General features: G+C 63.8%; 18 protein-coding genes. 5 read left to right on the forward strand and 13 right to left on the reverse strand.

The genetic code is table 11. From position 1 onward, the window contains the following. Window positions 1-54 precede the first annotated feature (54 nt). The 3 genes from AC15MQ_RS00875 to AC15MQ_RS00885 all read left to right on the forward strand — a co-directional run bounded on the left by AC15MQ_RS00875 (window position 55) and on the right by AC15MQ_RS00885 (window position 3347). Window positions 55-549, forward strand: coding sequence for a hypothetical protein (locus AC15MQ_RS00875; RefSeq protein ID WP_287654624.1), 495 nt, complete (start codon window positions 55-57; stop codon window positions 547-549). 265 nt (window positions 550-814) lie between these two features. Further along, on the forward strand, window positions 815-2539 hold the full coding sequence (locus AC15MQ_RS00880) for an ABC transporter ATP-binding protein/permease (protein ID WP_483079058.1): 1725 nt from the start codon (window positions 815-817) through the stop codon (window positions 2537-2539). Between the two features lie 295 nt (window positions 2540-2834). Next, window positions 2835-3347 carry a hypothetical protein gene (locus AC15MQ_RS00885; protein WP_287669515.1) on the forward strand — a complete coding sequence of 171 codons (513 nt, stop codon included), beginning with the start codon at window positions 2835-2837 and terminating at the stop codon, window positions 3345-3347. A gap of 159 nt (window positions 3348-3506) precedes the next feature. Here AC15MQ_RS00885 and AC15MQ_RS00890 read toward each other — a convergent pair whose 3' ends face one another. The 3 genes from AC15MQ_RS00890 to AC15MQ_RS00900 all read right to left on the reverse strand — a co-directional run bounded on the left by AC15MQ_RS00890 (window position 3507) and on the right by AC15MQ_RS00900 (window position 4428). Then, window positions 3507-3662 (reverse strand): hypothetical protein, encoded by a 156-nt coding sequence (locus tag AC15MQ_RS00890; RefSeq protein ID WP_483079059.1) that lies wholly within the window; start codon window positions 3660-3662, stop codon window positions 3507-3509. A 92-nt stretch (window positions 3663-3754) separates the two neighbouring features. Next, a complete protein-coding gene (locus AC15MQ_RS00895) occupies window positions 3755-4039 on the reverse strand; it encodes a sll1863 family stress response protein (protein ID WP_483079060.1) in 285 nt (94 codons plus the stop codon). A gap of 194 nt (window positions 4040-4233) precedes the next feature. Beyond that, window positions 4234-4428, reverse strand: coding sequence for a hypothetical protein (locus AC15MQ_RS00900; RefSeq protein ID WP_483079061.1), 195 nt, complete (start codon window positions 4426-4428; stop codon window positions 4234-4236). On the opposite strand from AC15MQ_RS00900, the gene AC15MQ_RS00905 reads away from it, so the two are divergent. Both AC15MQ_RS00905 and AC15MQ_RS00910 read left to right on the forward strand, forming a co-directional pair. Next, the gene (locus AC15MQ_RS00905; RefSeq protein WP_287654619.1) at window positions 4427-4576 is read left to right on the forward strand and encodes a lmo0937 family membrane protein; all 150 of its coding nucleotides are present in this window, start codon (window positions 4427-4429) and stop codon (window positions 4574-4576) included. The genes AC15MQ_RS00900 and AC15MQ_RS00905 overlap by 2 nt on opposite strands. 37 nt (window positions 4577-4613) lie before the next feature. After that, window positions 4614-4814, forward strand: coding sequence for a hypothetical protein (locus AC15MQ_RS00910; RefSeq protein WP_483079062.1), 201 nt, complete (start codon window positions 4614-4616; stop codon window positions 4812-4814). Between the two features lie 141 nt (window positions 4815-4955). On the opposite strand, the gene AC15MQ_RS00915 is transcribed toward AC15MQ_RS00910, so the two are convergent. The 10 genes from AC15MQ_RS00915 to cls form a co-directional block, all read right to left on the reverse strand. Further along, on the reverse strand, window positions 4956-5585 hold the full coding sequence (locus AC15MQ_RS00915) for a hypothetical protein (protein WP_350497633.1): 630 nt from the start codon (window positions 5583-5585) through the stop codon (window positions 4956-4958). Window positions 5586-5782: 197 nt separating this feature from the next. After that, window positions 5783-6103, reverse strand: a complete 321-nt coding sequence (locus AC15MQ_RS00920; protein ID WP_287669511.1) for a hypothetical protein — start codon at window positions 6101-6103, stop codon at window positions 5783-5785. A gap of 128 nt (window positions 6104-6231) precedes the next feature. Beyond that, a complete protein-coding gene (locus tag AC15MQ_RS00925) occupies window positions 6232-6675 on the reverse strand; it encodes an outer membrane lipoprotein (protein ID WP_287669510.1) in 444 nt (147 codons plus the stop codon). A 191-nt stretch (window positions 6676-6866) separates the two neighbouring features. Continuing rightward, complete coding sequence (locus tag AC15MQ_RS00930) at window positions 6867-8042, reverse strand: transporter substrate-binding domain-containing protein (protein WP_483079063.1); 1176 nt, start codon at window positions 8040-8042, stop codon at window positions 6867-6869. Further along, entirely contained in the window at window positions 8039-9724 is a 1686-nt protein-coding gene (locus AC15MQ_RS00935) for a SulP family inorganic anion transporter (RefSeq protein ID WP_483079064.1), read from the reverse strand. The genes AC15MQ_RS00930 and AC15MQ_RS00935 overlap by 4 nt, the downstream gene beginning before the upstream one ends. Before the next feature lie 294 nt (window positions 9725-10018). Then, the gene (pgaD, locus tag AC15MQ_RS00940; protein WP_287654612.1) at window positions 10019-10516 is read right to left on the reverse strand and encodes a poly-beta-1,6-N-acetyl-D-glucosamine biosynthesis protein PgaD; all 498 of its coding nucleotides are present in this window, start codon (window positions 10514-10516) and stop codon (window positions 10019-10021) included. Then, window positions 10471-11751: a poly-beta-1,6-N-acetyl-D-glucosamine synthase gene (pgaC, locus tag AC15MQ_RS00945; RefSeq protein WP_483079065.1), complete on the reverse strand. Its 1281-nt coding sequence runs from the start codon at window positions 11749-11751 to the stop codon at window positions 10471-10473. The genes pgaD and pgaC overlap by 46 nt, the downstream gene beginning before the upstream one ends. Next, window positions 11748-13319: a poly-beta-1,6-N-acetyl-D-glucosamine N-deacetylase PgaB gene (gene pgaB, locus AC15MQ_RS00950; RefSeq protein ID WP_483079066.1), complete on the reverse strand. Its 1572-nt coding sequence runs from the start codon at window positions 13317-13319 to the stop codon at window positions 11748-11750. The genes pgaC and pgaB overlap by 4 nt, the downstream gene beginning before the upstream one ends. Continuing rightward, a complete protein-coding gene (gene pgaA, locus AC15MQ_RS00955; protein ID WP_483079067.1) occupies window positions 13307-15271 on the reverse strand; it encodes a poly-beta-1,6 N-acetyl-D-glucosamine export porin PgaA in 1965 nt (654 codons plus the stop codon). The genes pgaB and pgaA overlap by 13 nt, the downstream gene beginning before the upstream one ends. Window positions 15272-15315: 44 nt before the next feature. Next, the gene (gene cls / locus AC15MQ_RS00960) at window positions 15316-16746 is read right to left on the reverse strand and encodes a cardiolipin synthase (protein WP_483079068.1); all 1431 of its coding nucleotides are present in this window, start codon (window positions 16744-16746) and stop codon (window positions 15316-15318) included. Window positions 16747-16797 lie beyond the last annotated feature (51 nt).

Consider the following 16797-nt stretch of genomic DNA (forward strand, 5'->3'; position numbering starts at 1 on the left):
GGTTTGGCGCATGCCTTGTTCGCGTCCGACCGTGGTTGATTTCTGGAGCAGAGCATGACTAACCCACTGACAACGTTCGATATGCAGATTCCACAGCGGCTCCGCCGCGTTTCCCTCCACAGTGGGCTGCTGGCCCTGTTCATTGCCTTGCCGTGCGCGCCGCTGCTGGCCGAGGCGGTGGGTGACGTGAGCAGGGCCAACACCGTCAGCGCGCCACACGAAGAGTTTGCCTGGATGAGTGGTGGCGTTGGCGACGAAGCGCGGGAAGAGATGCGCAAGGCGGCGGCATCCTACAACGTACACGTGGTGTTCAGCGAGCAGCGCGGCAGCTACCTTGCCGGCATCCCCTTTACTGTCACACGCGTGGCGCCGGGCAACGAGAGGCGGCTGCATTCTGCACTCAGCGACGGGCCCTTGTTGTATCTGAAGCTGCCGCCGGGCTCCTACCGGGTTGCTGCCCAGATCGACGGGGTATGGCAAACCCAGCAGGTTCAGGCGGGCGCCGCCGGTAGCCCGGCAAGGCTGTCGTTTGTCGGCAAGGATAAGTGAGTGCTGCAGGAGCACGGCTTCTAAGACATCACACGCCATGCTCCTGTCGTATTCTCCGGTAGCGGCGCCGGTATCCGTGCGTCACGCGAGCCCGGGAGGCGTTCCTTGGTGCTCTCATTTTCGCCCTGGCGATCGATGCGGGTGCTTGGCAAGGTCCCATGCGCCCCTATTGCTGTTCTTGAGGTGCTGCCCGGCAGGCGACTGATCGCCGACCCGAGTCTTGACCTTGCCTTGGCGCAAGGGGGCAACCGATGCTGGTGCAGCCATGATCCGCTTTGATCTTCATCTGTGGCAGCGCTTCCGGGCGATCGCGATACCCTACTGGTTCCGGGAAGAAAAATGGCCAGCGAGGGGTCTGCTGCTCCTGCTGGTGATGTTGCTGCTGGGGCAGACCGGCGTCGACGTGCTGTTCAATCAGTTGACCGGGGAATTCACTTCGGCACTGGCGGCAAGAGACGCCGTGAGGTTCTGGAGTGCGATCAAGAAGTGCCTTGCCATCCTGGTCGTGGCCGTACCGATCTATGCGTTCTACTACTTTGTGCGCGACAAGCTCGGCCTGCTCTGGCGGCGATGGTTGACGCGGCGTCTTCTCGGCAGCTATTTCAACAAGCGGGCCTATTACCGTCTGAATGCCAGTGTCGAGATCGACAATCCGGACCAGCGCATGGCCGAAGACATCAGAACCTTTACCCAGGAATCCCTGCACTTCCTGCTGGTGATGGTTGGCGCCGTGCTGCAGCTCGTCGCCTTCAGCGGCATTCTCTGGTCGATTTCCAGGGAAATGGTCGCCTTTCTGGTCGTCTATGCGTTTGTCGGCACCGCCGTGACGCTGCTGGTGTTCGGCAAGATCCTGATCGGCCTCAACTTTTACCAACTCAAACGCGAAGCCGATTTTCGCTTCAGCCTGGTGCGCATTCGCGAAAACGCCGAGGCCATTGCGTTCTATCGCGGCGAGCTACAGGAGTTGCGGCAGGTCAGCCGGCATTTCGATGCGGCCTTCAGCAATTTCAGAAGGCTCATCAAGGCGCAACTGCATCTGAACCTGTTCCAGTATGGCTACCGATTCATGATCATCATCCTGCCCAGTGCGATCATTGCCGGGCGCGTCATCTCGGGGGAACTGGAGGTTGGCCGGGCGATCCAGGCGACCGGCGCGTTCGCGGCGATTCTCAGCGCGCTGACGGTGATTGTCGATAACTTCGAAGCCTTCAGCAAGTTTGCCGCAGGGATCGATCGCCTGCATGGCTTTGCCAGATTCGTCGCCGCGGCGAAAGGCGATCAACCAAAGACCGAGGATGGCATTGCCTTCGTGCAGAATTCCCGCCTGGCCATCGAAAACCTGACCGTCGAAACGCCCAACCATGCTCGAACGCTGATCAAGGACCTTTCGCTGACGATCAGTCCGGGCCAGAGCGTGCTGATCGTCGGCGCCAGCGGTTGCGGGAAGAGTTCATTATTGCGCGCGATTGCCGGTCTGTGGCGCTCGGGAAGCGGTCGCATCATACAGCCGGAAGCCAGCGAAATGCTGTTTCTCCCACAACGCCCCTACATGCTGCTGGGTAGCCTGCGCAGCCAGTTGCTGTATCCGCTGGGGGATCGGGAGATCGCGGACGAGGAACTGCTGCGCTTGCTGGAGAAAGTCAATCTTCCTGACCTGGCCGCCCGCTTCGATGGCCTGGACTCGGAACTGGACTGGGCGAAGGTGCTGTCGGTGGGCGAGCAACAGCGCGTGGCCTTTGCCCGCGTACTGCTCTCGGCGCCCCGCTACGCCATCCTCGATGAAGCCACCAGCGCACTCGACATTGCCAACGAGGACCGCCTCTACCAGCAATTGGCAGCCAGCGGGACGACGCTGATCAGCGTTGGCCACCGTCCTTCGATCCTGAAATATCACCCGCAGGTGCTGGAACTCACAGGCAATGGGGGATGGCAGTTGTACGCGGCGAGCAACTACCGCTTTGATCGGGATCCGCCCGCCGGATCTGGATAGCGGGTTACGTTGTCGGTTGTGCTTCCAGTACGTCGTTCGTGGCAGCACCGTGTGGGGGTCTGCGGCGCTTGATCGTCTGTGGGCCAGAACAAGCGCTCCGACGCTGGTCACCAGCAGACCATGCCGCTACCCCGCTCGCTGTTCTGTTTGCCAGCGTACATACTTGCTTGCGTGTCGGAACTAGGATGGTTACCTGCCCGCGGTGGCTGTATGGATCGCGTTGGCCGGCGGGCGGGTGCAACGTTGCTCTTGTACAGGCCGCTTGATGTTCCACCACTACGCAGGAGAGATCACCATGGACCAGCAAAGTCATATCGTCAGCGGAATTTATACCAGTCGCGCAGAAGCCGAGGCTGTCTGCGACCGCCTCATCGAACGCGGCCTGTTGCGCGAACAGGTCAATATCGTCGACCACGCGCAGCCTGTCGGCAACAGCAGGATGGCCGATGACGATGAAGCGCTGAAGGACGTGCTGGTCGATGGCGCCGTCGGCGCAGCAGTCGGCACGGGTCTAGGTGTCGTGGCGGAAGTCGCTCTGATCGCTGCCAACGTGACGCTGTTCGTCGCCAGCCCGTTGATTGGGCCGCTGGCCATGCTCGGCTGGGGAGCGGCCCTGGGGGGGCTGGTTGGTGCTGCTGTGGGTGCTGAAAAGACGGAAGAGAAGAAAGAAGGGAAGTTTTCCGAGTTTGTGCTGGATGCCATCCAGAGCGGCCATGTCGTGCTCGTCGCGCAGACCAGGACCGAATCGGAAGCCACGCTGGTGCGCGAAATCGTCGGCGATTCGCTGGCCGCGCCAGCGCCAGCTTGAGCGCGGTACAGCCAGCCCGCAGGCAGCGTGCCCGACCTTCGTTCCTGGGTACCCAGACAAGCATGTGCTTTCGCGGCATCGGCACCGCCTCCCCAGCGGTACGCCATCTTCCTTCTAGACAACCAGGCAAAACAGTCTGCAAATCGGATCGCAGAGAGATCAGCAGGCCACGACATTCATCCTGGCGACCGTAAGGATTTCGATCGTTGTACTTGACAACTCGGGTGCGCCCGACGCAACAAAGGCGACCGTGCTGCTCTGCGCGGTCGCCTTGTCCGGACTACAGGCGTTCGACTTGTTTGTGTAGGTTGCCACCGCAGGCGCCGATGCCTTGCCGGGCGTCTTCAGGCGATTGAACGTGTTGTCGGGCGAAACGGCTCAGCCGCTGCTGCGGCTTGGCCTAGAGCCTAGAGTTGTGATTTGAAGTAGTGAAATGAACGGGTGAATGCGTCGCGTATCTTCTCCATTTCGGCAACCATGGTCTCCCAGGTGTCTTCGCCGGCTACTCGCAGTTCGTCGAGTTTGGCGAGCGCAAGCTGGGACTGCTGGCGCAGCTTGGCCATCTCTGCCTCGTAGGTGTCACGTGCATCCTGCTTGGCTGCCTGGGCCTTGGCCTGCAACTCGTTCATCCTGGCATTGACCTCGTCGAGTTGAAGTTTCATCTTCTCGATATATTCGTCTCGTTTTGACATGGTAGTCGCTCCTTGCGGTTGAAAAAGGGTCCGGCCGAAGGGGGCAGTCGACGATGAGTGGCGACTTCGCTCTCCCTTGCATCTTCGTCAAGAATAGCCTGCGGCGCGCGCCGGGTCTGTGCGCTGGCGAACAGAGGGCTCGCGCTGGACAAGCGGGTGGCCGCCGTGCCGGTCGGTTTCTTGAACGGCAGGATTCACGAGAGAAAGTTGCGCAATGTGTACGCCAGCACACCGAACTTGTGGAACCCGAAGCCGAGAATGTGTATCGAGTTCGGCAGTACCGGCGGCGGGGTGAAACCCCGGCCGGTGGTCAAGAAACCGATCAAGGCCGGGTTCGCGCTTGCTTGATCGGGAAAAGTCTGGTTCAACCTGGAAAGGATATTCGTCATGCTCTACACCATCGCCGTCATTCTCATCATCCTGTGGCTTCTGGGCCTCGTTACGTCCTACACCATGGGCGGCTTCATCCACATCCTCCTGGTGATCGCCGTGGTTTCCATCCTGGTCAACCTCATCAGCGGGCGTCGCTCCGGCTGATGGCATGGTTGACCATACGCAAAGGCATGGTAGGCACATGAGCAGCAGAGTACTTTTCCTCACCTTGGCGGTGGCCGGCTGTGCCGCAGCGGTTCTTGCCATTGGCCGTCGTACCCGGCAGCTGGAGCAGTGGCAACTGGAAGATGGCTTGCGCACCTGGGAGGATGAGGGCGGCCAACTCGCACCACCCGCGGCGCCTGCACGCGTGGCTCCACGGCGTCCGGCCCCGTTGTACTGAAACAGGGTCAGCCAGCGAAGAAACCGGCTGGCAGCGTATCTGGCGCCGGCTTTCGGCAAGGAGAGGGTCCAGTCGGCGCAGCAGCGCAACGCTCTTCCCGCCAGTGAGCGCCGCGAATGACTCCAGGTTGCCGCGTGGTGTCTAGTGACCCTGATTCCGGTACGCGTTGGCACGCGCACTGTGCTTGCTCGAAGAGGAGTCGTTGCCCATGAAGACCTGGTTGGCGACTGCCCTTTGCCGGTTGTAGGCCGCTCCTGCGGCGGCGGCCGATCCGGTAGGGGTCCCGGCGGTGACGCGACCCCAGGAGTTGACGCCGCCCCAGGTGTTGAATCCGTCAGTCATGATGATGTTGGGGCTATGCCAGAACTCGCCACTGCTGTTCCGGGATTGTTCGACGATTGCGCGCTGCCGGTTGTAGGCTGCCCCGGCCGCCGCCGGTGATCCGGTTGCCGTCCACGCGTTGACGCCACCCCAGGGATTGACGCCGCCCCAGGAGTTGAAACCGTTGGTCAGGACAATATTAGGGCTCAACTGAAACTCACCGCTGCTGTTCCTGGACTGCTCGACGATTGCCCGCTGGCGGTTGTACTGAGCGCTCTGGGCGGCAACACTCGCACCGGGTGCAGGCACCGACGGGCCAAGAAGGATTTCAGCGGACGCCGGTGCCATAAAGGCGGTCAGCAGGCAGCCCAGCGAAGCTGCCGAGAAAAAGCAGCTGGACCATCGGCTGTTGGACAATGTCTTTATCAGGTGCCGGGTTCTGCTATCCATTTCATCCACCCCGAGGTGATCGTGATGTCAAGCAAGTCCCGCAAGGCCGGCAGCATGTTCTTCGTGTTGCCAGATGCCGGGATCGGATGCGAGCCACTGGTCAAGGCCAGGAGCCGACAGGACTTGACTTGAGGATAGCATGAAATCACGGTTGTTCAAGTCGCGGCGAGAATGCGGCCGTTGCCCATTGTTGCAGTCTACATTTCGACTGGCGGTAGCAGGTTGCGCGGCACGCTCAACAGGCAGCGCAGGCCAGGCTCGTCAGGCCTGGCGCCGTAAGCTCCGGACAGTGCATCGACGTAGTCCTGCTCGGTGATTTCCCGGTGGTAGTAGCGCGAGGTCACGTCCAGGAAATACGCATCACCCTCTTGCAGGAAATCCCCGCTGATGCTCTTGCTCCCGATCCGCTCGTCTCCACATTTTCTCTGAATCTGGTCGAGAAATGCGTCATAGGGGCTGTCGGGTCGCCAGGCGTCGGGCGCACACCCCGCCAGCACGCAGAACAGTATGCCGGTCAACACCAGGCCACGGGCGGGGGACCGTTGTTGCTGACAGTCAGGACGGCATCCGCCGTGGCCGGGTGAAGGGATAGGCATGTCTGGTTCTTCCGAGAGCGGGTCAGCGGCGTCGGCGAAGGTCCTGGCCGTCAGCGCGGGACGACGCGAGCGTTTTCACCGTTGCCTTCGATGAATACCCGCTGGCCCTGGTAGAGACCGGAATTGACCGGTTGCGTTACCGAAACCAGGACACCATTGCCGGTACGGACGACGATCTGCTGGCCCGGAATCGGCTGGTCGTATTTCTTCTGGACCTCGTTGCCGGCGATGGCGCCGCCGACGGTCCCCAGCACCATCGCCACATCGCGCCCGGTACCACCACCGATCAGGCTGCCGATCCCGAGACCGGCGAGACCACCGACAACGGCACCGACGCCGGCGTGGTGATCGCTGTGCAACTGCACCATATTGATCTGTTCGATTTTTCCGGTGCGAATTTCCATTTCACCCGGCTGTGTTCCGGGTACGGCGCACGCCGTCAGGAACAGGGCGAGTGTGAATGCGGATACGCACGCGATGAAATTTCTGGACATGCTTGACTCCTGCAGGGTTGGGTGGGCGACACCCGGAAGTATGTCCGGTCTTGGCAATCGCCGTCAATCGGCACTGCCGGGGAAAAGCGCCGAAACGAAGACCGCATCGACACGGTGCACGCCGTTCGGCCGCGGATGGCGCTGCATATGGGCGTTGAAATTTGCTGTTGCCCCGGCTCGTCGCCGAGCGTCTAGCTGCCGGGTGAGAACCATCGGTTGTGGATCTGCTCGTATTCGCCATCTGCGTACATGGCGAGCAGCGCCTCGTTGATGCGCTTGCGCAAGGGGTTTTTCTGGGCGATCGCGATGCCGTACTTCTCCGGGCCGAAAATGGGACCGACCACCCTGAGCACTCCCTGACCACGCCGGGCTGCCCAGTACTGCAGGCTCGGCGCGTCGAAAACGAGGGCCTGTATGCGGCCATCGATGAGCATCGCGATTCCCTCTTCGCTGCTGCTGATTTCGCTGTACGGCAAGCCGCGCTGCTGCAGGTAGCGGGCAGCGATCGACGCCGGGACCGTGGCGATCGTCTTGCCCGGAAGGTCGCCAGGACCTTCGATGCTCGAGCGGAGTTGTTGCAAGGTCAGGGATGCGGTCACTGTGGCGGTAAACTGGGCGACGAGTACCACACCGATCAACCAGATCAGGGCGACCATCAGACGCCTGGCGACTCCCGGGGCGTTGCGATCACTGTTCTCGCCGGTGGCGATCAACAGATACACCCCCCATAGCCCTTCGAGAACGCCCCTGATATAACCCTTTTGTGAGTCGGGATTGCTGCGCCGCTCGACCAGCCAGAAGACTTGAGCGAGCAGGAAGACGATGAGGATGGCGGCGGCCAGGAAGGGCCAGACGTTCGACGACACCAGCGACAGCATCGCCGTCAGTACCGGTCTGTCGTTCTGGACGCGAACCATGATCTTCAGCCCCGAGTCGAGATAGGGATGGCAGAAGTCGACCATCGCTTCACGTTCGGGCGTCATCACCAGCTTGGATATGGCGACATCGACCCCGCCACTTTGCACTGCCCGCAACTGTTCGTCACTGGATGCCCATGGATATTCGACCCAGGAGTACTCCAACTTCAGGCGTCGCGCCAGGGCCTCCCACAAGTCGATGCTGAAGCCAGTCAGGCGCTTGTCCTGCTTGATGACAAACGGCTCCAGCACGCCGGTTGCGACGCGTAATGGCCGAGCTGCGGGCCGCGCGGGATCGGCCGGGGTGGCGTCGATGCTGCCGCTCAGGCAGCAAAGCAGCACGCCCAGGCAGGCCAGACGACTGCACAAGCGGCTGCGGTGACGGTGCGCCGGTGTGGGTGACGTTTGCGGCGTCGTTTCGGCGGCCGCTGCTGATTGCCCGCCGTTCATTGCGCCTGGTAGGCGGCGACGCAGTCGCGCAGCTTGTCGAACAGCCGGTTTTCGCCGATGAGCTCGGTCAAACCCAGGCGATCGAGGTTGGCTTTCAAGTCCGCATTGACGTGCGCGAACGCCAGGCTCGCGGCGTGCTTCCGGAGGTTCTCGTGCAGGTCCTTGAGGGCGGCGCCGGCGGAGTAGTCCACGCCGGTGATGGCACCGGCATCGACGACCAGCCAGCGCACCGGCTGCGGCGAGTCGTGCACCAGTGCCAGTACCTGCTCGCAGAAGTGACCGGCACTGGCGTAATAGAGATCGGCGCCGAACCAGAAGACGACCAGGCCCGGTTCGGAATGTTTTCCCGGCATGACCGGTTCCATGCGCCAGTTGTCCGCGGTGTCTCGCAACATGATCGCCGTATGCGGTCGGTAGCCACGGCGCACGTGATCGAGCAGGGACAACGCGATGGCCAGCAGGATGCCATGTTCAACGCCGAGCACCACGACGGCGCCGGCGGTGACCAGTGCCAGCAGCCATTCGTGGCGGGATTTTTGCCGCAGGTCGTCGAGGCCCTTGAGGTCCACCATGCGGATGGCAATGGTGAAGACGATTGCGCCGAGTGCGCTGATCGGCAGGTACTGCAGCGGGCCGGTGAGAAACAGCACCACCAGCATGACCACCAGGGCCGTGGACAGGTGCGCGAGCTGGCTTGAGCCGCCGGAGGTTTCGACCATGGCGGTCTGTGTCGGACTGCCATTGACCACGAAGGTGCCGCTGCACGCCGCCGCGGCGTTGGCCGCCGCGAGGCCCAGCAGGTCCCGGTTGCCGTCGAGAGCCTGGTGATGCCGGGTCGCGTAGGCACGGGCGGTTACCGCACTTTGCGAGACGATCATGATGAAGCAGGCGCCGGCGATGGGCAATAAGCGGGTGATTATCGACATGTCGATCGGGGGCAGCGCGAGGCGTGGCAGGCCACCGCTCACCGGTCCGATGACATCAATCCCGTGCCCGGCAAAATCGCAGGCCGCACTGGCCGAGATCGCGGCCACCACGGCGATCAGCGCGCCGGGCAGGCGGGGAGCAAAACGCCGGAACGCCTGGACAATGGCGATGACGCCAATGGCCACCGCCATTGTCGGCAAATGCGCCTGCGGCAACTCGCGGATGACCGTCAATAACTGCCCCAGCGGTTGGTGGCTGCTCACCGGCACACGCAGCATTTCGTCGAGCACGGCAATGCTCACCTGGAAGCCGACGCCGGTGAGGAAGCCGACCAATACCGTGCGCGACAGAAAGTCCGACAGGAAGCCGAGCTTGAACAGGCGTGCCAGCAGCAGAAATCCGGCGGTCAGCAGGGCTACCAGACTGGCCAGTGCCAGGTAATGTTCGCTATTGACGGCAGCCAGGCCCGCCAGTCCAGTAGCGAGGATCGCCGCCGTCGCCGAGTCTGCCGCCACCACCAGATAGCGTGATGAACCAAACGCAGCGAAGGCCAGCAGTGGCAGCAGCAGGGTATACAGGCCGCTGATCACCGGTGTCCCGGCAATCTTGGTGTAACCCAGCGCTTGCGGCACGTTCATCGCCGCCAGCGTGAAACCGGCCAGCGCGTCGCGGAACGCCGCGGCCTTCTGAATCGGCAACAGGCCCTGAAACAGTTTGAATCCGCTCGGCTTCCGTTCTGGTGCTTCGGTATTCATACGGCTCCTCGCCATGGCGTGGTTGAGGACATGGTCAGGCCTGCGGCAAGCCTGCCAGGGTCAGCGTCAACGCGCAAACACACCGGTAAGCTGGCAGCGGAGTATCTGCGGTTCGGGCAAGCGAAGTCAAGGGGGCAGCCGGCACCGCGACGCGCCCGCTCGCCGGCTGGTCATGGCGCGCCCAACCGTGACATCGCGGCGAGGACGTTCCCGCCACATTGATCGGTATCCTCCCGTTCGACCAGGGTCTGGGGTGGTGCCGTGCATCGCCGCTATGGTCCATGGCCCGTGGCTTCAGGATGTTGCCTGAAGCGGCGGCCGCGGGGCGGTGCTGCTGGCGCTGCTGACCCGACCGTGTGGGCCATGCGCTACGTACAGGATCTGTGCGGTTTGCCATTCGGCGAGTCGGTCCGGGTCGAGGGCCGCGCCGGTTGCCAGGCGTGCCATGCCGATCGGGCGCCAGCGCTCGTCGGTCCTGACGGGGCGAGTCTTTTCCCGCAGGTAGCTGAGTGCGACCACGGCCACCGCGCAGCCGACGACGTAGGGGCCGATGCGCAGCAGCGCAAAAAACGAATCGAGGCTGACCTGACTCGGGAAAGCGATCGCCGGCAACGGGTAGCCCAGGTGGCGACCAAGCGCCGCGAGAAACGGAATCCACATGGCCAACCACAGCAACCAGGCGAGCGAGGTGGCAAACAGCGCCAGCACGCGCCGCAGCGGGTGCGCCAGGTCTGGCCTCTCGATGATCAGTGGGAGGCGTCGGGTTTGATGCCGCGGTCGGGGCTCGTCCATCGTGCACGTTTTCCGGTGTCTCGGAGAAGGATCCGGGGCAGGGCCACCACCGACGTCGCGGCCGTGATGACCCAGTAAATTATCGGATACCAGATGGTCCAGAAGTAGTTCCTGAGCAGGCCGTGGTCGTAGGGACGGTCGAGAATCAGGCTGAGCATCATCTGCAACAGGCAGGTTGTTCCGATCAGCAGGCCGGCCCAGCCGAGGAGCAGAATCGGGGCACTCTGCAGGTCGATCCGATAGAGCACCAGGTCAGTCACCCGATACACCGCGAGCAAGGCGAACAGGCACGCCCAGAGGATGCTCAAAGCGTATTCGATGCACAGCGGCCAGAGTCTGGCCCGCCTGCAGGACAGCAGTTGCGGCCAGTAGTCCAGGAGTACCTGCGTGCCGCCCATCGACCAGCGCAGACGCTGCTTCCAGAGCCCGCGCAGGGTTTCGGGCATCAGGATCCAGCACAGCGCGCGCGGCTCGAAACGGACTTCCCAGTCGGCCATCTGGAGTTTCCAGGAAATGTCGACATCCTCGGTCAGCTTCTCCGGACTCCAGTAGCCGACTTCGTGCAGCGCGCTGCGTCGGAAAGCAGTGATCACCCCGGCGACGGTGAAGATCAGGCCGACGGAACGCTGTGCGCGCTTGATCAGGCCGACGATCGAAGAAAATTCGCCAACCTGGATGCGGCCGAGCAACGTCGAACGGTTGCGCACACGCGGATTGCCGGTGACGGCAGCGACTTGTGGTTCGTCGAAGTGGCGCACCAGCCAGTGCAGCGAATGGGGGTCGAGACGCGCATCGCCGTCGATGCCGACGAGGATTTCCGCGCGCGTCAGCAGCGCCGCGGTGTTCAGCCCGACCGCCTTGCCCTGGTTCTCGACCTGGTGGATGACGCGCAACTTCGGGTAGCGGGCTGCCAGCGTGTTGAGCAGTTCGCCGGTACGGTCCTTGCTGCCGTCGTTGATGGCGATCACCTCGAAGTTGGGGTAACGCAACTCCATCAAGGCGTCGACGGTTTCTTCGACGTTCGCTTCCTCGTTGTAACAGGGCACCAGGACGGCGATCAGCGGGTAGTGCTCGCGCAGCGGCGGTTGGTCGACACGGCGATGCGGCTTGCGCTCGAAACGCAGGTAAAAGCCGATGCCGCCGATCATCCAGACCAGCGACATCAGTACCGGATAGAAAAAGACGTAGGCGAGGATCGCGCCCCAGAGGTCGCCGAGCAGGGCAGGCAGGGTCATCGTAGCTGCGGCTGCGAGCGCAGCGAGAGGACCGGTGCGATGGCGTCCATGCCAATTTCCGGAAAGCCGGTGAGACCGAACTGGCGGAAACCCGCGGCGTCGAGTTCACGCATTCGCCGCGCGATCTCGGCCGCCGGCAGGCGCGGATCGAATTCGAACAGCACCTGGTCGGCAAGCGCCTTTGGCAAGGTGGCCATGGTCGATTCGCCGGCTGCCACGGCCAGCAGATCGCCGTTGGGCAGTGGCTGTCCTGGCTGAGCGGGTGGTGGTTCCTGGCGCGCATAGATCAGTCGCAATGGCCAGCGCCATTGCCCGGCAGCTTGCCGGAGTCGCTGCGCGGCGTCGCTTCCCGGTGCCGCCCTGATGCGCAGGCCGGCGAAGTTGACGTGTCGGGCGAGGTCGCCGACCAGTTCCGGCTCGTTCAGCCAGTCTTCGGGCAGATCGATGAATACCGGCACGCCGGCGCGCCGCTCGGTCTGCCAGGCGATGTGATTCAGCACATCGGCGGCAACCGGTCGCCGATGGGTCGGAAAAAGCACCGCCTCCCGGCCGTCACGCACGACCGTTGGCTTGACCAGGGCGATGTTCGGGCTCAAGGTCAGCAGGCGATCGAGCGTCGCCGAGAGCCCGGCTTCGAGATCGGTCCACTGGCCGGGATCAATGTGCACGCTGCGTGCCGGGTCGGGCGCCCAGGCGGCGCGCAGCATTTCGGCAAAGGCCTGCAGGGAGGGGCTGTTTTCGATCAACTGCCGTTTCCATGCCGCCTTCGGTGTGCGCGCGTCGTTGTGGCCGTCCTCGAGGCTCAGGCCAATCGGCATGCCGAGGCCGGCGGCGATTTCCTGCGCTGCCAGGTTGCTGCGGCCGTAGGGCCAGACGATGATGCGCGGCGATTTGCCGAGACGCTCGCCGAGCACGTTCTTCAGGCCGGCCCCGAGGCGGGCAGCATAGGCCCGGTCATCTTCATAGCGACCGTCCGCGTAGAGGCGCGTCGTCGCCGCGGGCTGGGTGTTGCCCTGCGGATTGGCGAGGATGCCATGGTGCAGGCTGTAGGCGTGCGAGGCCACCTCGACCAGTCCCGAGGCCTGCATTTCCCTGACGTCCTGCCAGGTGACGAAAGCGCTGCGCGCTACCTGCTGGCCGTCGTAATCGACCATCGCGTTGGCCGGGACGTCCAGCCACTGACCGACCAGGGCGATCACGGCTGGGTACCGGAAGAGCTTGAGCAGTGGAAAGACACGACTGTAGACGTCCTTCTTGCCGTCGTCGAAGGTCAACAGCACGGCATTCGCAGGCAAGGGTTCGTCGCCCCTGCGGGCGGCGAGAATCTGGTCGACGCTCACCGGGTGGTAGTCGTTGTCCGCCAGCCAGGCGAATTGCGCGGCAAGGTCGCTGGCGCGTACCGCGGTTGGCGTCAAGGGCTCGTGGTCACTGAGCACTTCGTGGTAGCTCAGCGCAATGAAGCGGGAGTTGTCGTCGCGTGTGTCCTTGCGTGGAGCGTCCTGTGCCGCCGGCAGCGTGCACAGGCAGCACAGCGCAGCGGCCAGCAGGGCGCGGATCAGAAGCGCCATAACATCACCAGCGTGCCAAATGTTCGTCCTTCGCTGACCCCGTCGTAGGGACGCAGGCTGCGTCCAATGCCGTAGCGAAGCGAGAGGTTGCGATCCAGCTCCCAGCGATGAGTGTATTCGATCGCTTCGATGGCACCCGCGGCGTAATCAGCCTGCCAGTAGCGGCCGCCGGTCAGCGCCAGACGTTGCCGGAAGGAGTAGTCGTAGTGACGCCAGGACAGGTTTTCGATGGCCGCGGTTAACCACAGCGAATGGTCGTTGGCCGGGTTGAAGTAGCTGACGGGGCTGCTCAGTGTGTTGTGCGAGGCGTCGGCGCCGAGCGTGGTCTCGAACATCCAGCGCGGACCGCTGTACCAGCGTTCGAACCAGGCGGCATTGACCGCAGTGCGTCGGTTGTTGTCGGAGAAATCGCTGGCCGCGAGCGCTAGCGCGAAATTGCGTGACTCGTGAGCGCGCCAGTCGGCACCGACACTGACCCGGCTGGCCTCGACCCCGTCGGCCACGGCGCGCAGCGCAATCTGGTTGGTGACGCTCTCGGCCGTGCCGTAGAGTGTCCAGTGGTCATCCGGCTTCCAGCGAGCGCTTGCGGTCAGACCCGGTTTGGTGTTGCTCCCCCCATTGATCTCGCCAGTCAGCCGCCAGTTCAGCCAGCGCCACTCGGCGCCGACGCCGGAGCGTAGCCACCTGCCGAGGCTGCCGTCGAAATCGGCGGTGCTGCTGTAATTGTGGGCGAAGACTCGCCAGCGCTCGGCCAGTGGGCGGCTGTACAGGAAGCTGTCGACCACCCAGTCGCGATTGCCAAGGAAGCCGTTATCCTTTCCCTGGCCATAGCCGGACTCGACATGGAGTTCGTGGCGATCGTGCAGCGCCAGGGTTTCGCGCGCGCGCCGCGCGCCGCTGCTGTCGCGGTCGAGCCGCTCTGCGTCGTCGAGGCTGGCCCGGGCTGCCGGCCAATCCTGCAGGGTCAGCAGCGTTTCGGCGAGATCGGCGTGCAGGGCCGGGTTTAAAGGATCGGAACCGAGCGTACGGCGCAACATCTGCTGCCCCAGTTGTGGCCAACCGCGGGCCAGGTACAGGCTGGCGGCGGCCTGGCGGGCTTCGCTGTTGTAGGGGATGGAGCTTCGGCGTGCGCTGATCCGTTGCTCGGCTGCCTGCAGGCGGTCGGAGTAGGTGCGCGCCTGGTCGGCGGTGATGTCGGCGCTCAGACGTTCGCCGTTGTATTTCCCGTCGAGGTGGCGACGTTCCGGCAAACGACTGGCGAAGCGGTCGATATGGGCGCTCGCCGCATCGAGTTCCTCGTTCTCCACGAGCGCGTAGAACAGCCCAAGGTTGGCGTCGAAATCATCGGGACTGGCGGTGACGACCTGTTTGTAGAGTTCCACCGCAGGCTGCGGACGCCGCCGTTCGAGATAGCTGCCGGCGACCGCTTTCCTGGCCCACAGAGGTACCGGCAACTCGCGCTGCAACAAGGTTTCGTACAGTTCGACGGCATCGGCCGCGCGGCGGCGGGCGGCGAGGGCACTCAGGCGGTCGCTGAGCCGCCGCAGTTCCTCGGCATCGGGCGTCCTGCCAGCGAAAAACTCTGCCGCCAGGGTATCGCTGGCGGTCAGGGCCTGGTCGAGACGCACAAAACGTGCCGGCCCGCGCAGCGTGTTGCGGTCGATGATGCCGTAGCGGATTGCCAGCGCGATCCGGTCGCCCTCCATGGCGCGCTGCTCGTCACCAGTGAGCGGTGCCGCGAGTGCCGCGGCCTGTTGATAGAGTCCGAGGCGCATGGCGGCGCGCCAGGCCGTCCTGCGCGCCACCGGGTCTTCCGGCTGCCGGTCCAGTACCGCGAGTTGTTGGCCCAGCAACATGGCCCAGTCGCCGTCGGCCGCCGGGTCGACGGCTGTGCTGTGCGCGTTGAGGCCGGTCAGCAGCAGGAGGGTCGGAAGGAGGCGGCGCGGGTGCATGGTCCGTGATTCTAGCGGCTCTCTGTCGCAGCACATTGCCGATGTCAGAGCAGCGGGCTCATGGTCTGTACGGCGTTCTCCAGCAGTCGCCGCCACTGTGGCCGGGCGTGCCACTGTGCGAGTTGCAGCGGTAGCGATCTTGCTTCGTACTCGCTTTGCAGCCGGCGGGTCTGGACCGCGAAGACCTGGTCGTAAGCGATCAGCGAGACCTCGAAATTGAGTTCGAAGCTGCGCAGGTCGAGATTGACCGTTCCGAAGATCGTGATCTGCTCATCGATGACCATGCTCTTGGTGTGCAACAGCCCGTCGCCGAAGTGCAGGATGGTGATTCCGACGCTCAGCAGGTCCTCGATATAGGCGTTGCTGGCGTAGCGGACGAGCAGCGAATCGACCTTCGCCGGCACGATCAGGATGACGCGGACGCCGCGTATCGCGGCTGAACGCAGGGCGGTCAGCAAGGGCTCGCTGGGAATGAAGTAGGGGGTGGTCAGGACGATCTCGCGGCGGGCCGCGTACACCGCGGTCAGCAGCAGCGCTTCGATGTGCCGGGTGGCGCCCTGCGGACCGGAAGGGAAGATCTGGACGTGGCTGTCGCCGGTTCGCGGCAGCTCGGGCGGTGGCGGGGGGGCAAAGTCGGCTCCGGTCTGCAGTGCCGTCAGGGACAGCGAGACGGCTTCGAGGACCCAGGCCGCCGGCCCTTCGATGCGGACCATCGCATCCACCCACTCGCCAACTCCGGCATCCTGCTTGAAGAAGCGAGGGTCGGCGATGTTCATGCTTCCGGTATAAGCAACGCGACGGTCGATGACCGCAATCTTGCGATGGTCGCGCAGGTCCAGGCGGACGAAGAGGGCCCGCAGCGGATTGACCGGCAGGACTTCGACGACGTTCGCGCCGGCGCGACGCAAGCCTGCGAGCGCTTCGCTCCGGAAGAAGGCGCGGCTGCCCAGCGAATCCATCAGGACGTTGCACGAGACACCACGCTCGCAGGCCCGGACCAGCGCCGCCACCAGTTCGTCGACGAAACCGCCGGCACTCCAGATATAGAACTCCATGTGCACTGACGTGCGGGCGGCGTCGATGTCGGCAATCAGCGCGCGCATGATGGACGCACTGTCGGCGAGCAGCTGCAGGCGATGGCCACCCAGCAGGGGCAGACCGATCGAACCCGTGGCGAGGCGACTGATGCTCTCGGCCCCCCGGTCCAGGAAGCCTGGCGAAACCACGGTCGTGGCCGGGATACGCTGTGCCCAGCGCAGAATTTGTGGTTGCAGGGCAATCGCTCTTTGCATCCAGGTCTTCCCGAGGCGGCGCTCACCGATGAGGAGATAAGCCAGCGCGCCGACGGCGGGTACGAGAAGAACGAGCAGCAGCCATGCCAGGGCTGATCCGCGTGAACTCCGGCGTGAAAAGATGCGTAGGGAAACCGCCACGGCCAGGGTCAGGTGAACGAAGGACAGGAAACTGAAAACCATGCCCCGGAGTATGCGGCTGCTGCGCCGACTCGGTCAACGAGCGCCCGCTTG

It is taken from the genome of Candidatus Accumulibacter propinquus (assembly GCF_056856495.1).

Excerpts from the sequence above, each read along its gene's own strand:
- cls (WP_483079068.1), bottom strand. The coding sequence starts at position 16,746 with ATGGTTTTCAGTTTCCTGTCCTTCGTTCACCTGACCCTGGCCGTGGCG.
- AC15MQ_RS00905 (WP_287654619.1), top strand. The coding sequence starts at position 4,427 with ATGCTCTACACCATCGCCGTCATTCTCATCATCCTGTGGCTTCTGGGC.
- AC15MQ_RS00900 (WP_483079061.1), bottom strand. The coding sequence starts at position 4,428 with ATGACGAATATCCTTTCCAGGTTGAACCAGACTTTTCCCGATCAAGCA.
- AC15MQ_RS00915 (WP_350497633.1), bottom strand. The coding sequence starts at position 5,585 with ATGGATAGCAGAACCCGGCACCTGATAAAGACATTGTCCAACAGCCGA.
- AC15MQ_RS00935 (WP_483079064.1), bottom strand. The coding sequence starts at position 9,724 with ATGAATACCGAAGCACCAGAACGGAAGCCGAGCGGATTCAAACTGTTT.
- AC15MQ_RS00880 (WP_483079058.1), top strand. The coding sequence starts at position 815 with ATGATCCGCTTTGATCTTCATCTGTGGCAGCGCTTCCGGGCGATCGCG.
- AC15MQ_RS00875 (WP_287654624.1), top strand. The coding sequence starts at position 55 with ATGACTAACCCACTGACAACGTTCGATATGCAGATTCCACAGCGGCTC.
- pgaB (WP_483079066.1), bottom strand. The coding sequence starts at position 13,319 with ATGGCGCTTCTGATCCGCGCCCTGCTGGCCGCTGCGCTGTGCTGCCTG.
- AC15MQ_RS00910 (WP_483079062.1), top strand. The coding sequence starts at position 4,614 with ATGAGCAGCAGAGTACTTTTCCTCACCTTGGCGGTGGCCGGCTGTGCC.
- pgaD (WP_287654612.1), bottom strand. The coding sequence starts at position 10,516 with ATGGACGAGCCCCGACCGCGGCATCAAACCCGACGCCTCCCACTGATC.
- AC15MQ_RS00930 (WP_483079063.1), bottom strand. The coding sequence starts at position 8,042 with ATGAACGGCGGGCAATCAGCAGCGGCCGCCGAAACGACGCCGCAAACG.
- AC15MQ_RS00895 (WP_483079060.1), bottom strand. The coding sequence starts at position 4,039 with ATGTCAAAACGAGACGAATATATCGAGAAGATGAAACTTCAACTCGAC.
- AC15MQ_RS00925 (WP_287669510.1), bottom strand. The coding sequence starts at position 6,675 with ATGTCCAGAAATTTCATCGCGTGCGTATCCGCATTCACACTCGCCCTG.
- pgaC (WP_483079065.1), bottom strand. The coding sequence starts at position 11,751 with ATGACCCTGCCTGCCCTGCTCGGCGACCTCTGGGGCGCGATCCTCGCC.
- pgaA (WP_483079067.1), bottom strand. The coding sequence starts at position 15,271 with ATGCACCCGCGCCGCCTCCTTCCGACCCTCCTGCTGCTGACCGGCCTC.
- AC15MQ_RS00885 (WP_287669515.1), top strand. The coding sequence starts at position 2,835 with ATGGACCAGCAAAGTCATATCGTCAGCGGAATTTATACCAGTCGCGCA.